The organism is Mariniflexile ostreae (assembly GCF_042427585.1).
Classification (GTDB): Bacteria; Bacteroidota; Bacteroidia; order Flavobacteriales; family Flavobacteriaceae; genus Pseudalgibacter; species Pseudalgibacter ostreae.
Genome location: NZ_JBHMFC010000104.1, coordinates 13,631 through 32,287, shown reverse-complemented (window position 1 = coordinate 32,287; position 18,657 = coordinate 13,631). Strand labels below are relative to the sequence as shown.

14 protein-coding genes are annotated in these 18,657 nt (G+C 34.8%); 8 read left to right on the top strand and 6 right to left on the bottom strand.

Annotated features, from left to right (window positions below; genetic code table 11):
• Nucleotides 1-433: 433 nt before the first annotated feature.
• The 5 genes from ACFFU9_RS15450 to ACFFU9_RS15430 all read right to left on the bottom strand — a co-directional run bounded on the left by ACFFU9_RS15450 (nucleotide 434) and on the right by ACFFU9_RS15430 (nucleotide 2,957).
• Entirely contained in the window at nucleotides 434-625 is a 192-nt protein-coding gene (locus ACFFU9_RS15450; protein ID WP_379862384.1) for a hypothetical protein, read from the bottom strand.
• Between the two features lie 36 nt (nucleotides 626-661).
• On the bottom strand, nucleotides 662-805 hold the full coding sequence (locus tag ACFFU9_RS15445) for a group II intron maturase-specific domain-containing protein (RefSeq protein WP_379862385.1): 144 nt from the start codon (nucleotides 803-805) through the stop codon (nucleotides 662-664).
• Between the two features lie 21 nt (nucleotides 806-826).
• Nucleotides 827-985, bottom strand: coding sequence for a hypothetical protein (locus ACFFU9_RS15440; RefSeq protein ID WP_379862383.1), 159 nt, complete (start codon nucleotides 983-985; stop codon nucleotides 827-829).
• Between the two features lie 139 nt (nucleotides 986-1,124).
• Nucleotides 1,125-2,144 (bottom strand): glycosyltransferase family 4 protein, encoded by a 1,020-nt coding sequence (locus ACFFU9_RS15435; RefSeq protein WP_379862382.1) that lies wholly within the window; start codon nucleotides 2,142-2,144, stop codon nucleotides 1,125-1,127.
• Between the two features lie 12 nt (nucleotides 2,145-2,156).
• A complete protein-coding gene (locus ACFFU9_RS15430; RefSeq protein WP_379862381.1) occupies nucleotides 2,157-2,957 on the bottom strand; it encodes a Kdo domain containing protein in 801 nt (266 codons plus the stop codon).
• 233 nt (nucleotides 2,958-3,190) lie between these two features.
• On the opposite strand from ACFFU9_RS15430, the gene ACFFU9_RS15425 reads away from it, so the two are divergent.
• The 6 genes from ACFFU9_RS15425 to ACFFU9_RS15400 all read left to right on the top strand — a co-directional run bounded on the left by ACFFU9_RS15425 (nucleotide 3,191) and on the right by ACFFU9_RS15400 (nucleotide 9,229).
• Nucleotides 3,191-4,117, top strand: a complete 927-nt coding sequence (locus ACFFU9_RS15425) for a glycosyltransferase family 2 protein (protein ID WP_379862380.1) — start codon at nucleotides 3,191-3,193, stop codon at nucleotides 4,115-4,117.
• A 4-nt stretch (nucleotides 4,118-4,121) separates the two neighbouring features.
• Nucleotides 4,122-5,231 (top strand): glycosyltransferase family 4 protein, encoded by a 1,110-nt coding sequence (locus tag ACFFU9_RS15420; RefSeq protein ID WP_379862379.1) that lies wholly within the window; start codon nucleotides 4,122-4,124, stop codon nucleotides 5,229-5,231.
• Entirely contained in the window at nucleotides 5,224-5,793 is a 570-nt protein-coding gene (locus tag ACFFU9_RS15415; protein ID WP_379862378.1) for an L-threonylcarbamoyladenylate synthase, read from the top strand. Before ACFFU9_RS15420 ends, ACFFU9_RS15415 begins: the two co-directional genes overlap by 8 nt.
• A 417-nt stretch (nucleotides 5,794-6,210) precedes the next feature.
• Nucleotides 6,211-7,626, top strand: coding sequence for a CCA tRNA nucleotidyltransferase (locus tag ACFFU9_RS15410; protein WP_379862377.1), 1,416 nt, complete (start codon nucleotides 6,211-6,213; stop codon nucleotides 7,624-7,626).
• 28 nt (nucleotides 7,627-7,654) lie between these two features.
• Nucleotides 7,655-8,674, top strand: a complete 1,020-nt coding sequence (locus ACFFU9_RS15405) for a COX15/CtaA family protein (RefSeq protein WP_379862376.1) — start codon at nucleotides 7,655-7,657, stop codon at nucleotides 8,672-8,674.
• A gap of 39 nt (nucleotides 8,675-8,713) precedes the next feature.
• Nucleotides 8,714-9,229: an IS1096 element passenger TnpR family protein gene (locus tag ACFFU9_RS15400; protein WP_379862375.1), complete on the top strand. Its 516-nt coding sequence runs from the start codon at nucleotides 8,714-8,716 to the stop codon at nucleotides 9,227-9,229.
• A gap of 140 nt (nucleotides 9,230-9,369) precedes the next feature.
• On the opposite strand, the gene ACFFU9_RS15395 is transcribed toward ACFFU9_RS15400, so the two are convergent.
• A complete protein-coding gene (locus tag ACFFU9_RS15395; RefSeq protein ID WP_379862374.1) occupies nucleotides 9,370-10,428 on the bottom strand; it encodes a hypothetical protein in 1,059 nt (352 codons plus the stop codon).
• Nucleotides 10,429-10,819: 391 nt separating this feature from the next.
• Here ACFFU9_RS15395 and ACFFU9_RS15390 point away from each other — a divergent pair, with 391 nt between their 5' ends.
• Both ACFFU9_RS15390 and ACFFU9_RS15385 read left to right on the top strand, forming a co-directional pair.
• On the top strand, nucleotides 10,820-13,567 hold the full coding sequence (locus ACFFU9_RS15390; RefSeq protein WP_379862373.1) for a T9SS type B sorting domain-containing protein: 2,748 nt from the start codon (nucleotides 10,820-10,822) through the stop codon (nucleotides 13,565-13,567).
• A 127-nt stretch (nucleotides 13,568-13,694) separates the two neighbouring features.
• Entirely contained in the window at nucleotides 13,695-18,611 is a 4,917-nt protein-coding gene (locus tag ACFFU9_RS15385) for a T9SS type B sorting domain-containing protein (RefSeq protein WP_379862372.1), read from the top strand.
• Nucleotides 18,612-18,657: the final 46 nt, after the last annotated feature.

Sequence of the window (18,657 nt, the reverse complement as noted above, 5' to 3'; positions counted from 1 at the left end):
GATATAAATCAGGTTTTGACAACAACTGGTCATTTCGTCACTTCATCGCAAGGTTCGCTTTCGCTCATCTCTTCTATCCTTACCTGACTATTTTAAATAGCCTTCTCTTCTATCGCTTCACACATCTTTGTTGCCTTGGATGCGTCATAGAAGTGGTTTGATGAGTTTTCCTAAAAACCCTCATCGGAGGACCTACCTCCATCTTTATCATAGCTTACACAGCACACGTCGAGTAGACGGGTGACGACTTAAAAGTCGTCACTGCGCCTCTCACACCACCGTATCCTTCGACTTTGCTCAGGACAGGCCAAGGGGTCTCGTATACGGCGGTTCACCAAATTGAAGTTTGCGTATTATTAATGTAATCTAACAAAGGTTTATATCCTTTTCGTTTAAGTCTAGAAACTGTGATAGTAGTCTTTAAAATAGGGATTTACTCAAGATTATATTTAAAATTTGGATTTCGTGATGTGCTTCGCAGTTGAGCGACTGCCCAGCCTCCCTTTCTTGTTCTACTCCAAGCATAGGCTTGCCCTGCTTCTATACCTAATCGAATGAGGTTTTTACGTTTCCTTTCCAGCTTTTCCAATCGTGCCAAATGCAGTAGCGCAACCGATTTACTCATTTCTTTTCTATTTTATTTTGGTATTCGTGATTTGTTTTACTTAATTCTTAACCACTCATCTAACTTTTTAACTTTTGCATAGATATTGGTTAAGCGGTAATTATTCATCCAGCCTCGACAGACTTGATTAAGCAGTTCGAGGCGTTCGAATAACGATATGGGTTTGGTTTTATTGGTGATACTTTTTAGGTTAGTTACGTTTTAACTTTGCCCAACTTTTATTAGCCACCACAAGTACATATTGTCCTTTGCCCCCTTTTTATAAACGGGTACAAATCCATGCCCAAGTAACTCAAAGTTTACTGGTCTGCGGATGCCACTTTTGGCTTTATTTATAGGAAGTTTTAGTTTCGTTTTCAAAAACTTTTCGATGGTTTTTAGCCTTGCAAAGTAGCTTTAGAGTCGGTATGGCTAGCCTAAACATAGGGTTATATTCCAGGTTATGTTATATTTATGCGCTATGTAAAATTATGGCTGTTAAGAAGTAGGTTGGAATAAATTATTTATCTAAAAACAAAGCATCTATAGTTTTTGCACAATTTTCCCACGTATAAGGCATAACCGTTTGCCTAACATTTGTATCTAGACAGAATGCTTTTTCTATTAAAGGAACCACGTCCTTATATTCTGCATCCACATCAAAAAGAAAACCATTTTCTCCATGATTAATTAAATCTGTACAATAACCCGTTCTTGATGCTACTGGCACACAGTTAGACATCATAGCTTCCAGTACAGGAACAGGGCCACCCTCTAGAATAGATGGTGACACAAAAACATCTATTTTAGAATACATCTCTGGGTATTGATTATAAGGAATATCTTTGTGATATATAAAGTTTGGTAATTTTTTTATATCCTGAAACCCTTCGTAATTATCCCAATTTTGACCAATAAGATGAAATGTTCTTTCTGGCATATTTTTAACAAGATCATAAATAAGTTTTGGATTTTTTCTAATATGAAAACTCGAACAAAACCCAATGTCTCCATTTTTTCTTTCATGATTATAAAAAAAATCTGCAGAAGTTCCAATATGCAAAACCTTCAATAGCTCTGGCTTCACTCCTATTTGGGTTAAATAGGTTTTTATCTCAGAGTTTAAACATATAATATAATCTGCTTTATTGAGACACCATACTACGTGAGTTTTTGAATACTTTTTATCCCAATTGGGGTGCGTAAACATCACAATATTTTTCTTATTAAGAATACTGGGTTTACTTCTAATACAACGGCAGAAATAATTTTGATAAATATAAAAATAACCATCCGCATCGGGCAACCCTCTTAATTTATCATTATAATAAACAGACGACTTTAATTTAGAATACCTCGATAACCTCCGCACTTTAGCTCCAAAAATCCATTCTTTATCCTTTTCTCGAGCTACAAATACTACTTTATTAACTTTATTTACTATTAGTGAGTTATCAAATTTAGATTGTAAAATAGCCCACAAATATTTCCATTTATGAAAAAATATAAAATAAAGCTGTTCACCAAAAGTATTGTTCATATAATAGTAAATTTATTCAATAGGAGATTTAGTTAGTCTCGATTTATATTTTTTTTTCCAAAAAAACAAACGCTTTTTAATTCTATTTTTTCTGTAAAATTTATTTTGAAATTGAACAGTAAAAAACCACATTAACTCAAATATCTTATGTTCATTCTCCCCAGAACATTTAGCATACTCATTACTCATTATTTTAATCATATCTTTATGAATCGTGAGCTTTGAGAAGTTTTTTATTCTAGTTTCAAAATCCATTGCACCAAATTCCATTCGGTTTAAATCGACTAAATAAAACTCATACCCCCCTTTCTCGCGAACAATGAGAGTGTTTCCAGGAGAATGATCTAAAAAATTTACATTATTCTTGTGCAAGCTATAAGTAAATCGTGTAAAAGCTCTTAAAATAGCTTCGTGATCTACTATTTCTAAATCTTTAGTAAGCTCTCTATAAGTTAAATCATAATCTATAAGCTTACTTACATAATAGCTTTTTTTAAATAATAAAGGAGTCGAATTTAATTGATACGCTACAGGAAAGGGCGTATTAATACCTAAAGTTAGTAATTTTTGTGCATATTCATAGGAACGTTGCGCTTTAGATTTTCGAAAAAATTTATAAATAATTTGATTTAATATATTAGGTGTCTTAAAAGATTTAATAGTTTGTTTTTCACCTTTAATGTCTGCTATTTTAATAACATTACGCTCTGCGGCCCCTAAAATTTCTGTATGCTCATTAAACTCAATTATTGCAGCTTTAACTGCAGCTTTTCTCGAGCTGTATGCTGAAGATATTATGAATTTTTCACTCATTACAAAAGATATAATTTATTATGGCCGTATCCTTCTTTTTTAGCAACACATACGCTAACTTTTTCATTATATCATTTGGATTTATCTTTTTAAACACTTCTTACTATGCACAAATATATCCAAATTAAAATAAATTAATACTTTCTATTAAAAATCTAATTTATACAAATACAATACAGGGATTTGTTTTATAAATCGTCTTCATGTATTTTTGCTTAATAACCAATGTCTATATGAATGATATTTCTGTAATTATAATAAACTACAACTCGTCTCATTTCACTATAAATTGCATAAAATCCATAACATCAAACACTTCAAATACAATAACATACGAGTTAATTATTATTGACAACGCTTCTAATATTAAAGATTTCACCCACTTAAAGCTAAGCCTTGATGAATTAAACCTCCCCAACTTAAAGTTAGTGAGAAGTAAATTCAATACTGGTTTTGGAGGTGGCAATATGTTTGGTGTACAATTTGCAAATGGTAAATACTACGCTTTTATTAATAACGATACCGTTTTAAAGAACAACTGCTTAAGCATTATGTATCAATTTCTTGAAAACAATAAAAATGCTGCCATTTGTAGTCCTCAACAATATAATGAAAAAGACGAAGTACAAAAATCATTTGACCATTTTTTAAGTTTAAAACGAGAATTATTGGGCAGGAAATTATTAGAAAAATTAAATCCTATAGAATATCCTAAAAGACAAAAAATTTATGCAGCCCCCTTAAAGGTACAAAGTGTACCTGGTTCTTTTTTAGTTGTAAAAGCAGAGGCTTTCCATAGCGTAGGAGGATTTGATACAAATATTTTTCTATATTACGAAGAGACAGATTTATGTTTCAGAATTTCGAAAAAATTAAAAAACAGTCATTGTTATTTGGTTCCAGAAGGTAAATTCACGCATTTTAAAGGACAAAGCACACCACAAAACATTGAAATTAAAAAGGAATTAAAAATTTCTTTAATGTATGTGTTAAGAAAAAATTCTGGATATGTCACTTATGAAATATTACGATGGCTGTTAACCTTTAAGTACTTATTAAAATCAATATTTAAGCCTAAATATTTCAAACTTTTTATATTATTCTTGAAAGGAGCCCCTATAAGCGCGTCTTTAAAACAGCAACAACTCATTGCGAAATAAAAACATGAATATACTACACCTATCTGCTGTGACTAATTGGGGAGGCGGCGAAAATCATATAGAAAATCTTTGCAGTGAATTATCAGAAACTAATCCTGAAATAAACAACATTGTATTCTGTGTAAAAAACGGATTGTTTCATAAAAGATTACAAAAAACTAATATTAAGCATATAGCTAGCCCATTAGCTATAAAACTTGATTTAAGATTTGCTTTTGGAATTGGAAAAGCCTGTAAATCTCATCATATAGATATAATCCATATACACGACACCACGGCTCTTCAATTAGCCATCATTGCTGATAAATTATTTAACATTCCACCTTTTGTATTTAGTAAAAAAACATCCTTTGAAATAAAAAAACGAAAAAAAACTTTATACAAATATAATTATCCTAAAATAAAAAAAATGCTTTGTGTATCCAACGAAACTCAAAGAGTTTCAGAAAAGGCTATTGTGGATCACTCAAAACTTAGCACCATTTATCATGGCACTAATTTAAAGAACAAGAGCTCTAAAACACCGTTCAACATTAGAGAAAAATACAATATCGGTAAGAATAAAAAAATTATTGGAAATATAGCAAACCATATTAGAGCAAAAGATTTGGACACTTGGGTTAATATGGCAGACAGAATAATAAATAAAGAAAACAGAACAGATTTCTTTTTTGTCCAAATTGGAACATTTACCGAGCGCACCGCCCCATTATTAGAACGGGTTAAAAACCTTAATTTATCAAATCATATGGTCTTTATAGGCTATACCTTTAAGGCTTCTAACTTTATTCCTCAATTCGACTTCGCTGTAATGACCTCACAAAGTGAAGGAGTACCTCAATTTATTTATGAATCCATGTATCATAAAATACCTGTAATTAGCACCAATGTTGGGGGTATTCCTGAAATTATAAAACATAATAAAAACGGTTTATTAGCGGATGTTCATGATGACCGTACCTTAGCCGAACATATTATCAATTTATCTGAAGACAATGATGCTCAAGAAAAATTTGTACACACCTCGTACAGCACATTAATTGAAAATTTTACAACAAGTAAAATGGCGCAAAACACAGTGGAAATATATAAACAGATTTTGAGAAATGCTTAATCAAAACAAAGAAATCACAAACGCACTTCATGTTTTAAAACAAGGAGGCCTTATTCTTTATCCTACCGATACCGTTTGGGGAATTGGTTGCGACGCTACAAACCCAAAAGCTATAGAAAAAATATACAAGCTAAAACAACGTATCGACTCAAAAGCATTAATCTGCTTAGTGGCCGATGATCGTATGTTAAAAAAATACGTAAAACACATACCTCAAGTAGCCCTCGACATCATTGATATTACAGAGACACCAACTACTATTATTTATGACGACGCCCAAAACTTAGCAACCAACTTAGTAGCCGAAGACGGTACTATTGCCATTCGAATTCCAGATGATGAATTTTGTTTTCAATTAACCCGAAAACTTAACGGCGCCATAGTTTCAACCTCTGCGAATATTAGCGGCTCACCCACACCTAAATCTTTTAAAGAAATACCACAAGCTATTTTAAAAGGTGTAGACTATGTTGTAAATTTGCGCCACGACGAAATTTGCACAAAACCATCGGCTATTATTAAGCTAAGCCATAATGGCGTTGTGAAGGTAATACGCACTTAAAAAATAATGCCACGAAAACATTGTATGTTCAATACGTTTTATAACGACAAAAGCTGTGTCTTAATTAAGGCCTATAAAAATTTACGAAGTGGCTTTTCTAAAATTGTTTATAAAAAAGATACTATCGAATATGGATGTAAACCTGAAAGTGTATCATTTCAAAAAGGAAAAAAGGCGTTTAAAGCCTTTCTTATTTTTAATAAAATTATAAGAAAAAGTAAAGCCCCCAAACCCTTCTATAATAACCATGTTATCTATCGTATTTATTATTTAAAAGTATCTAGGTTTAAATTAGCTATTTTAGCTGGTTTTTATAAAGATTATTGTATCCTAAAGACATAGTTTATAAATGTATGTAACCATTATAACTATTTTTAAAAGTTACTAAGAAAAATTCGTGTATTCGTAGCTAAAAAAATGAATTACAAAAAAGCATTACAGCATACCATATTCAAAACCATTTCGCAATCGGCTAAAGAGCTCCAAATGGACAGTTATGTCATTGGGGGCTTTGTTCGCGATTTCTTATTGCAACGCGGTGAGGCAAAAGACATAGATATTGTGGCCATTGGCAGTGGTATTAAATTGGCAAAACAAGTTGCCAATCATTTACCTAATAAACCTAAAGTTCAAATATTTAAAACCTACGGTACGGCCATGCTTCGTTTTGATACTATTGAAATTGAATTTGTAGGTGCCCGTAAAGAATCTTATAATGAAAACAGCAGAAATCCTATTGTGGAAAATGGCACGTTGGAAGATGATCAAAACAGACGGGATTTTACCATAAATGCGCTCGCACTTAATTTAAGCGAAACGCATTTTGGAGAATTATTAGACCCGTTTAATGGGGTTTCAGATTTAAAAAACAAAATCATACGAACACCTTTAAACCCAGATATTACATATAGTGACGACCCATTACGCATGCTTCGTGCTATTCGCTTTGCAACACAGCTCCATTTCACTATTGAAGAGCGATCTTTACAGGCTATAACAAAAAACAACTATCGCATAGAAATTATAACCAAAGAGCGTATTGTTGTAGAGCTTCATAAAATATTAGAAAGCAAAACGCCGTCTATTGGCTTCTTACTTTTAGAAAAAACAGGGCTATTGGAGTACATTTTACCAGAACTTACGGCTTTAAAAGGTATTGATGAAGTGGATGGCCAGCGCCATAAAGACAATTTTTACCATACACTTGAAGTGGTTGATAATATTTCAAAAAATACCGATGATGTGTGGTTGCGCTGGTCAGCATTATTACATGACATAGGTAAAGCTCCTACAAAAAAATTTAGTAAAAAATTAGGCTGGACGTTTCATGGACATGAATTTATGGGGTCTAAAATGGTATATCACTTATTTAAGCGTTTAAAAATGCCCTTAAATGATAAAATGAAGTTTGTTCAAAAAATGGTTTTAATGAGCTCGCGTCCTATTATTTTAGCAGAAGATATGACAACAGATTCTGCTGTGAGACGCTTGGTGTTTGATGCAGGCGATTATGTAGATGATTTAATGACACTTTGTGAAGCCGATATTACCACGAAAAACCCTAGAAAATTTAGTAAATATCATAATAATTTTAAAATTGTTAGAGATAAAATTGTTGAAGTTGAAGCACGAGATCATATCCGTAATTTCCAACCTCCAATTTCGGGTGAAGAAATTATGGAGACTTTCAATTTAAAACCCTCTCGCGAAATAGGATTAATTAAAGAGGCGATTAAAGAAGCGATTCTTGAAGGCAACATTCCGAATGAGTACAATGCCGCTTTTGAATTAATGCTAGAAAAAGGAAATGAACTCGGTTTAACCAAAACATAAAAAAAAAGACAATTTAAATTCTAATATTGTGAAACAAAACAAAGACAATAAAAAAGTAATATACTGGCTACTAACAGGTTGTGCTTTAATTTTCATTATGGTAACCGTTGGAGGCATAACCCGACTTACCGACTCTGGTTTATCCATATCAAATTATAAATTAATTACAGGAACAATTCCGCCAATAGGTGATGCAGAGTGGGAAGAAGCCTTTAATTTATACAAACAGTATCCTGAATACCAAAAACTTCATTATCATTTTACCTTAGATGATTTTAAAAGTATTTATTTCTGGGAATGGCTACACCGTGTAATTGGTCGCTTAATTGGCTTAGTTTTTATCATTCCGTTTTTATATTTTTTAGCAACAAAACAACTCACAAAAAAAACCATTTTAAAGTGCTTGGTTCTTCTTGGTCTTGGTGCTTTTCAAGGGTTTTTAGGCTGGTATATGGTAAAGAGTGGTTTAGTAGATATGCCGAATGTAAGCCATTACCGTCTCTCCGCTCACTTAACTACAGCTTTCCTAACCTTTGCCGCTACATTATGGGTGGCCTTGGATCTTATATATCCTAATAAAAAACCTGCTAATAAAGCATTGCGCAACCTTACGCTTATAAGCTATGGTGTATTGTTATTTCAAATTATTTACGGTGGCTTTGTGGCAGGATTAAAAGCTGGACTTCTGCACAACCATTGGCCCATGATGAACGAAGGGCAGTTTATGCATTATACGGCCTATATTTTAGAACCTTTTTATAAAAATTTAATAGAAAACCCTAGCGGTATTCAATTTATCCATAGAACAATAGCTTATATTGTAGTGGTTTTTATTTTTCTCATATGGAGAAAATCTAAAGCATATGTATTAACAAAAAACCAACAAAGCGGTGTTTATGCTTTAGTTGTTTTGGTACTTGCCCAATTTGTATTGGGGGTTTTCACCATATTGCTTCAAGTACCACTTTGGTTAGGTGTAGCACATCAAATAGGCGCTTTTTTCTTATTAAGTGCCATGACATTTACTCTACATCGCTTTAGTAAATAATTAAAAAAACATACCTTTACACCCTAATTTCTTTACCCAATGATTTACAGATTTAGAGTTATTCTTGATAATGACACCGAAGACGATGTGTTCCGTGATATAGAAATTCGCGAAACCGATAATCTTGAGGATTTGCATAATACTATTAATCAATCCTTTGGGTTTGATGGTAATGAAATGGCATCATTTTATGTCAGTGATACACAATGGAATCAAGGTGAAGAAATTTCATTATTTGATTTAAGCGAAGAAACCCCTACCCGTTTAATGCATGACATTGTAATAAACGACTTAGTTAATAAACAACAGACAAGACTTATTTATGTCTATGATTTCTTCAGCATGTGGACTTTTTATGTTGAATTGGCAGAAATTGTAGAAGAAGCTGAAGGTGTAGATTATCCTAACCTAATGTTCGTGCATGGCCAAATACCAGATACGGCACCAGAAAAGTTTTTTGAAGCTGAAGATGACGATGATCTTTTTGATGAGTTTGACGACGGGCTAGATATAGATGATTACGAAAGCTTGGATTTTGATGAGAATTGGAATTAATAAGACACGCCTATTTAACTCTAATTCTTATCCATTTCGTTCCCATAGCCCTTATTAATTTCACCAAAAAAACCTATTGAAATTTATTGGGCTCTTAAAACAACAACCTTAGGCTTTTAAAGGGCAGGTAATATTAGAAATCACACCATTTTCGGATTAACATTTTCATAATTCCGTTTTAAAAATTCAAAAGTATTTCGTAAAATATCTCCCATAGATTCGCATTGCATAAACTTACCATCCAACGTATAATCAAATATAGTCCCTTTAAGTAGCGCAATGTGCTCGGGTATAGATATGGTGTCATCGTCCATGCACGCTAATAAGGCCTCTATCCTGCCCTGAAAACTTTTTAATCGTTTTACCAAAATAGAGCGCTCTTCAATCTTATATTGATCTATAGATAGTTTTTGAAAACTTGCAGACACTAACTCCACCATCTTTAAATTTTCTTTAAAAAACTGAGGTCTATAAACATTAAATTTACCTTCATAAGATTGTTGGTCAAAATCGATAGGCCGTATTTTATAATCTACATTATTAAAATCATGAGTAGACACAATTACATAGTTATAAGAGCGCATATCTCCTAATAGCCTCACCATACAACGTTCATTAAACTTTACAAATTCTTTTGCTATTTGTGATTTTTCAGACTTGCTACATTTATCTAGCATGTTCTTAATAAACTCATCTCCGGGAATACCTACAATATGCTCTTCAATTAATGTGTTTTCAAAAACTAAAAAGTTTAAATTATAGGGGGATAACATATGCTCCAATTCTAATCCATAAACCCGTGACGCATCTGCCTTTTTTACATAGAAATAGGTATAGTTATCATTCAAAATATTACGCACCTTAACCCTAAAAGGCTTCGAGTTTCCGAAAGTACAATAATCAATCGCATCAACATTCAAGAAAGGAATAGTACTTTCATTACCATCAGAATGAAGAATTGTATACACTTTTTTTAATGCCAAATCTATCTCTTGCCTATCAAATTCATTATAATACACCCGTATCCATAAAGTATCATTATCGTCTTTATCATACACTACAATAGATCCTTGGAACCGTAATAAATCATCATAAAAAATTGGCAGTTGGATATTCCTATTATAATCCGTCAAATAATCATGTAATTTAGCCGAAATAGGATATGATGGTTTTCTTTTAGAAATCTTTAAATCTTCCATAATTCAAATTTAAAACTTTTATTGGTAAAGGTTGTAGTAATACTTGCAAACTTATTGGCTTAATCTGTGTACACGCCCTAATTATTTTAAGTATTCAGCTTAAAAAACATATAATACAACATCTGCTTCTATACCTGTCTAACATAATAAAAAAAAGGCATTTTATAACCAAAATGACTTAAATATATATGCAGACTAATGCCAAGAAAACAGATTAGCATTAAGTTCTGTTTTTTTAAAAGCAACTATAAAGCACCATACGAAGCATTAAACAGGCCATTATAGTGTTATGAAAAGCAGTTTCCTTATATTAATTATCCTTAATTTTTGTTCTATAGCTTGTTATAAACATCAGATTTATAATATCTTTGGTAGCTACGGTTTTATAAAGATGAAAAACACCTTAATTTTATCATTTTTTTTAATTTTTATAATGTCTGCTTTGGCACAAAATGAAGCAGATTATTGGTATTTTGGCTCAAATGCCGGCATCACGTTTAATTTAGATGGATCGTCTACAACTTTAACAAACGGAAAACTAAAGACCCAAGAAGGCTGTACTACCATTTCTGATAGTAATGGTGAATTATTGTTTTATACCGATGGAATAACCATATGGAATAAAAACCACGACCCCATGCCTAATGCAAATGCAGCTACTGGAAATGGCTTGTATGGCGACCCTTCTAGTACACAATCTGCCCTAGTGGTTCCCAAACCAGATAGCCCTAATATTTTCTATGTCTTTACCGTCGATACGACTTCCTCCAATCTAGATTCTGACGAGGGTTTTAATTACTCTGTTGTAGATTTAAATTTAAATAACGGTTTAGGGGATGTCGTTCTGGAATCTAAAAACATAAATTTATTACAAGACAGTTCTGAAAAAATTACCGCAGTTTCTAAAGATTGTGTTACAAAATCCATATGGGTGATTACCTTTGCGCCCTTAGGAGGAACACCTGGACTTCTTTTCGATACCTTTTATGCCTACGAAATATCATCTACAGGCGTTAATCCTAATCCTATAACATCTAGTTTTAATATTAAAATTGATGACCCTAGAGGCTATTTAAAATTTTCGCCAGATGGCAAGAAACTTGCCTGTGCCAACTCCACTTCTGGGCTGTATTTATATGATTTTGATACCGCTACAGGAAAAGTTAGCAATCAAAAAGCGATACAGATTAACGTTTCCCCTTTAAACAAACCTCAATCGCCATATGGCATTGAGTTTTCGCAAAACAGCAAATTACTGTATGTCTCCGCTTACTATGAACCCACTAGAGAGGAGGCAGACCTCCCAACCGAACATTATGGTTCGCTATTACAATATGATTTAACCAAGACCAACATTAGTAATACTGAAACGGTAATCGACCATAGACAAATGTACCGAGGCGCTCTACAGTTAGGCCCCAATGGTAAAATTTACAGAGCCATGAGCAAAACCTATACCCTAGGAGCTTCTTACCTTTCAACCATTAATAACCCAAATGAGCTTGGAGTTGGGTGTGCGTATTCACATAATAGTGTAAACCTCTCCCCTAATCTTTCCACACAAGGTCTTCCGCCTTTTATAACCTCGTTTTTCTCTGAAAAAATAGACATTATCGGCAACGCATCTAGCTCTACAACTTTAGACTTATGTCTTGGAGAATCCTATACCTTGGAAGGCCCAGAACTGCCTGGAGCCACATATACATGGACCCATAATGGGGCACCCATAAGCCATTCACGTTTTGACTTAAAGGTTAACGAAGCTGGCTTATACCGCGTTGTCATTGACCAAAACAATGGCGACTGCAAACTACTGGAAGGCGAGGCGTATGTAAGCTACAATGCTCTTCCCGTAGCTTTTGATGCCACCTTAGTGCAGTGTGACGAAGATGGTGTTCCTGGAGGTGTTACGCGTTTTAACCTCAACCAAGCCCATAACGCTCTTACTGGAGGTCTTTCTGGTTTATCAACAAAATTCTATTCGGATAATGCAAGACTCCATGAGGTTAATGCAGACACTTACCTGTTTGATCTAAATAAGCCAGACCCCATTTATGTAGAAGTAATAAACGATAAGACCAACTGTTTTGATACCGTCATATTGACCTTAGAAGTCAGCACCTCCCCTATAGATAATTTTACTTTTGAAGTCTGCGATGACGTACAGTCCCAAAATGGTTTAACCGATTTTAATCTAGATGAAATTACATTAAACCTGCAGAAATCTAAATTTATAACGCTCCCCATAACATACTACACAAGCCTTGAAAATGCACTTCTAGAAAAAGACGCTTTAATAAGTTCTACTTTTAAAAACACATTGTCTTACGAGCACACCATATATGCACGAATTGAAAACAAAAACACTTGTGAAGGCCTTATAAAAGTGCTTTTAAAAGTAAATAAGTTACCTCAGATAGTACCTGATGAAACAGTTTTTTTCTGTAGCAACACCCCTGAAAAAAGCATTACTATAGAAGCTGGAAACCTAAATAATAATATTGAAAACTACACTTACCAATGGAATACGGGAGACACCACTCATAGCATTCAAATAGATGAAATTAATGATTACACAGTAACCATAACACATAAAACAACTGGTTGCTCCATAGCGCGTACAGTTCATGTAGAACCTTCTAGTATCGCTCGAAATCCAAGTTTTGAGGTTACAGACGCTTCACATCACAACAGTATTACTATTTTGGTTTTTGGTGAAGGGCATTATGAATATGCAATTACACATAATACCCAAAATTTTAGTGTTGCTTTTCAACAAAGCCCTGTGTTCGAAAATATCCCTCCTGGCATTTACACTGCGCGTGTAAAAGATATAAAAAATGATTGTGGTACATTATCCATAGCTATACCTGTAATTGGTTTTCCAAAATTTTTCACTCCGAACAATGACGGTATTCATGATACTTGGCAAATGTATGGCACGTCAGACCTCTTTTATCCTCATTCTAAAATTTCTATTTACAATCGCTATGGAACGCTAATAAAGGAAATTGATCCCCTAGGCAATGGTTGGGACGGACGGCATAATGGTACCCTATTGCCTACAGACGATTATTGGTTTAGCGCAATTCTTGAAGATGGCCGGGTTTTTAAAAATCATTTCACTTTAAAACACTAATACTAGCACATAAACAAGCATAAATGTGCTTTGTCCGATCTTTTTTCTGGTTCTTTTGAAATTTATCTATTTTTCAAAGATAAAAACGATATCTAACTCCTATTGTTTAGTCCCAAACAGAATAAAAGTGAAAAAAAAACTAGCATACCATATTACCTTATTGATGCTACTTTGTAGCCTTAACACCTTGTTCTCACAAAAAATTTCTGTAACCGGGTCTGTAACTTTAGAACAACTTATTCAAGATAACCTCATACAAAATGGATGTGTTGAAATTTCAAATATAACCTCCTCAATTAATGGCGAATCTTTTGGGTTTCGCAGTTATGGGCAATTCAATCGAGCAGGGTCAAATTTCCCTTTTCAAAGTGGTATTGTGTTAACCTCAGGAAGTGCCGAATCTGCAGGAAACACAGCAACAACCCCTACACTAAGCGAAGGTGCAGACAATTGGCCAGGAGACACCGATTTAGAAACGGCTTTAGGGATTACAAATACCACCAATGCCACATCCATAGAATTCGATTTAATATCAACATCTAGTCAATTACAATTTAATTATTTATTTGCTTCAGAAGAATACTTTGAAACGAACCCTTGTAACGTGTCTGATGGTTTTGCCTTTTTAATTAAAGAAGCGTCAAGCACAACAGAACCTTATGAAAATATTGCGTTGATTCCAGGCACCTCAACTCCAGTAAACACGAATACCATACATCACACTATTTTTAATGCTAGTGGAGGTGTTTTATGCCCGGCACAAAACGAGCAGTACCTTGAAGGTTTAGGCATAGGCGATACCAACTACAATGGCAGAACCGTAACTTTAACAGCTGCTACCACCATTATGCCCTATGTAAAATACCGTATAAAATTGGTTATCGCCGATCAAAAAGACAACCAATTTGATTCCGCTGTTTTTATAGAAGGTAACAGTTTTAAGATTTTAGATTTAGGCGAGGATGTTTCAACATGTGCTGAATCCACCTTACTAAGTGCCGATATAGGAAACAATAACGCAACTTACAAATGGTTTTTAAATAATGCCCCTATACTTGGAACAGCCCCTACATTAACGGCTACTCAAAGTGGCAGCTACAGCGTAGAAGTAACTGTGCCACTTCCTAGTGGTGGCGGAAACTGTGTGGAAACAGACAATATTATTGTAGAACTAAATGTTCAAGAACCCGTTGCCCTCATCGCAGATTATCAATTATGTGATGATAGTTCAAATCCAACTGGCCATCAAACCTTTACACTTTCTAGTAAAAACTCTGAAGTGGCTGAAGTTAATCCGTTTAACAACGCTACGATTTCGTATCATTTAACTGAAGAAGACGCCAAAGCCAACGATAATAGTGTTACTGTCGCCATTCAAAACACCTCAAATCCACAACCCATTTATGTTCGAATAAACAATACCGATACCGGTTGCACAGCGTACACCTCCTTTAATCTGGTTGTAAACTCGGTGCCCTATATTACAACGCCAACCCCTTTAGAAGTCTGTGATAATGATGGTGAGCCCGATGGTTTTGTTTTTATGGACCTAACCGAAAAAGATGACGAGCTAACAGGAGGAGCCCCAAACTTAAGCGTAGAGTATTATTATGAGGAATCAGAAGCTATTAACGGAATAAATCAAATAAGATCGCTGTACAGAAATACAGCCTCAGAAGATAAAGTTTACGCCAGAGTTTTAAATAACGAAACCGCTTGTGTAAGTGCTGTAGTTCCAGTAGAGATCAAGGTAACCATCAGTCCGCTTATAAGCTCCGAAATGCAATATATAGATGCTTGCGATACAGATCGTGATGGGTTTGCCGAGTTTAATTTAACCCACGTACTACATAACATTCTTAATGGCATTCCTGCTAGCGACATTGTTGCGACCTACCACGTGATTCGTAGCGATGCAGAACAGGGAACAAACCCTATTCTTAATGAGACCAACTATCAAAACATCATAGCAAATGAACAAACGCTTTATATTAGAATCGAAGATAACACAACACACTGCGCCTCTGTGGCACCTTTTGAAATTCACACCAACTTATTAGTCACAGCTACTGAAATTCAAGAATTTGCTGTTTGTGATAACAATGCCGATCCCGATGACGAAATGAGGTTTAACCTGAGTTTTATGAAGGAGTATATTGCGAATAACATAGACTTTAACGCCGATGGCATATTAGATGTTGAAGTAGATTTCTTTAAAACAGAAACCGATAGAGATGCCAACATAAATGCCTTAGATCAAACCCTACCTTTTTTTGCCGCTAACCTTACCACCCTATACCTTAGATTACGAAACACAGATAATAACTGTGAGGACGTTGGGGAAATACTTCTATTGATAAACCCCATTATATTATTCGATCCTGCTGATCCATTGCCTTATTGTGATAGTGATGACGATGTTACCGATGGTATTACTGATGTTGACTTGCATAGTTTAGACGACATGATAACCAATGGTAATACTGATTTTATTACTCGTTTTTTTCCAACTAAAGCAGATGCTGATAGTAATACTTTAACAAATCAACTACCAGATATTTATAATGTAAAGAATACCGCAGTTATTCATGTAAGAATAGAAAATCTAGAAACAGGGTGCTATACATCTGGTTCATTCGAAATTCAGGTGGTTCCTGCTCCAGACGTCACAAAACCTAGTAACATCACTATTTGTGGGACTTCAGAGACGGCCCTGATCAATCTTGAAGATAAAATTCCTGAGATTATAACCAGTACTTTTGGAATTGATGTGGGTTTTTATACCACTCTGAATGATGCTACCAACAATACTAATGCCATCTCAAACCCAGACATCTACAATGCCAGCACACAAACCCTATACGTTAGAGCGGGCGACAACACTCCTGGCTCTACTTGTTTTAAGATAGAATCGTTTGATATTATTATCAATAGCACTCCTATTTTACCCCCAGAAGGCATTAAAAACTTTGTGGTTTGCGATGGTGACGCCAATGGAGAAGCCCAATTTTTATTTAGCACAAAAGATGCCGAAATACTAAACGGCCAAACCGGAAAGGACGTTATTTATTTTGAAAACCCTGATTTTACAGGACGTATTGACAAAACATCCCTTTTTACTTCCGATGATCGTACCATTTATGTACGTATCGAAAACAGTACAGACCCCAATTGTTTTGAAACATCATCATTTGAAATCAAAGTCGCTTCAGAAATCGTTTTTAATCCTCTGATTGGCTTTGTAACTTGTGATACAGCCGACAAAAGCGGTAAACAAACGTTTAATTTAAATGAAAAAAGAGATGAAATTATCAAAGATGCGCCAGAGCCTTTAAACGTCTCTTTTCATTTAACCGAAACACAAGCAGAAAACAATTCTGGGGCGTTACCAGATGCGTATACTAATGTATTCAACCCTCAAACACTTTATGTAAGAATACAGGATAAAAATTCGTTATGCTTCGTTGTGGAAACTTTAGATATTACAATCACTTTACTACCAGAGGTCACTCCTGCCGCGCCACTTGAATTATGTGATGACGATACAGATGGCTTAATTGTTTTTGATTTAACACAGGCCGATTTTGAAATATTAGATAGAAACCTTGGGGCGCCCCCAGTGGTAAGCTTTTTTGAAACTGAAGCGGATATTATAGATGACACTAAAAAGATTACAACCCCCAACGCCTATAGGAGTGATTCAAAAACAATTTATATAAAAATTACCAATGAAATAGGATGCTACAGTGTAATTCCTTTAGAACTTGTGGTTAATCCTTTTCCTTCAACCAACACAATTGGCACGCTTGAAGATTGCTACAAAGGCACCTATGATCTATCTCAAGTGAATGCCTTACTAATAGAGGAGGCAAACACTTTTAACATCACTTATCACAGCACGGCATCAGAGGCAGAAGATGGTTCTGGAGCCATGGGTGCCACTTTTAATTATACTACACCCGGAAATTATACCCTTTGGATACGCACCGAAAACCCCAGTACAGGCTGCTTTGTTATCACGTCTTTTGTGCTAGAAATAAACGCTAACCCTATTGCCAATACACCTTCAAACATAGAGGCTTGTGATGATGATTATGATGGGTTTCTCTCTTTCGATTTATCGAGCACCAGCAATACCAGTACCCAGATAAGGGGTACTCAAAACAGTTCCCACGTCACCATTACCTATTACAACACGATGACAAATGCTGAAGCAGGCACAGATCCAATAGCATCAAATTATCTCGCACAAGATGGTGAAATTATTTATGCCAGAATTGAAAACAACACTACAGGCTGTTATGATACCACACAATTTAGGAGTATTGTAAATAAAAAACCACTGATACCTATAGATGATATAGTAACCTTGTGCATTAACGATTTGCCTCTTATTATTTCTGCCGAAACAGGCAACCCCGGAGATACTTACCTATGGTCCAATGGCGAAACAACACCACAAATAACACTTGCAAGCCCCACAGATATTGGTTTCTATACAATAGACGTTAAAACACCTGCCACAGGTTGCTCTACCATTAAATCTTTTGAAGTTATAGAATCTGCCATAGCAGATATCAATTTTACAACCACAGTAGATTTTGCCGATCCTAACCGTATTACTATCGATGTAAGCGGTATTGGAAATTATGTTTTCAGTTTGGATGGCGCCGAACCGCAAAGCTCCAATGTTTTTGAGCAGGCTCCTATAGGCCCCCATACCGTTACTGTTATAGATTTGAATGGCTGTAATGCCGTAAGCAAGGACGTTATGGTTATTGATGTGCCTAAATTCTTAACCCCCAATGGCGATGGGTATTTTGATACTTGGCATATTACAGGCGTAAAGCAACTTGTAGGAACGATTATCTATATTTATGATAGATATGGCAAACTCCTTAAAACGCTGCCCCACACCGCCCCTGGTTGGGATGGTACTTTTAATGGCGCTAACATGCCTTCTGATGATTATTGGTATGTGGGCCATGTGGTTTATAAAGGTGAACCCTTCCAAATTAAAGGTCACTTTGCTTTAAAACGATAGCGTTATTTTAATTATTTAATGCTAAAGGAGTAAACCTTTCTTCATT

Coding starts and splice junctions, on each gene's coding strand:
- ACFFU9_RS15450 (WP_379862384.1), bottom strand. CDS start 625: ATGAGTAAATCGGTTGCGCTACTGCATTTGGCACGATTGGAAAAGCTG.
- ACFFU9_RS15435 (WP_379862382.1), bottom strand. CDS start 2,144: ATGAACAATACTTTTGGTGAACAGCTTTATTTTATATTTTTTCATAAA.
- ACFFU9_RS15430 (WP_379862381.1), bottom strand. CDS start 2,957: ATGAGTGAAAAATTCATAATATCTTCAGCATACAGCTCGAGAAAAGCT.
- ACFFU9_RS15425 (WP_379862380.1), top strand. CDS start 3,191: ATGAATGATATTTCTGTAATTATAATAAACTACAACTCGTCTCATTTC.
- ACFFU9_RS15420 (WP_379862379.1), top strand. CDS start 4,122: ATGAATATACTACACCTATCTGCTGTGACTAATTGGGGAGGCGGCGAA.
- ACFFU9_RS15415 (WP_379862378.1), top strand. CDS start 5,224: ATGCTTAATCAAAACAAAGAAATCACAAACGCACTTCATGTTTTAAAA.
- ACFFU9_RS15410 (WP_379862377.1), top strand. CDS start 6,211: ATGAATTACAAAAAAGCATTACAGCATACCATATTCAAAACCATTTCG.
- ACFFU9_RS15400 (WP_379862375.1), top strand. CDS start 8,714: ATGATTTACAGATTTAGAGTTATTCTTGATAATGACACCGAAGACGAT.
- ACFFU9_RS15395 (WP_379862374.1), bottom strand. CDS start 10,428: ATGGAAGATTTAAAGATTTCTAAAAGAAAACCATCATATCCTATTTCG.
- ACFFU9_RS15390 (WP_379862373.1), top strand. CDS start 10,820: ATGAAAAACACCTTAATTTTATCATTTTTTTTAATTTTTATAATGTCT.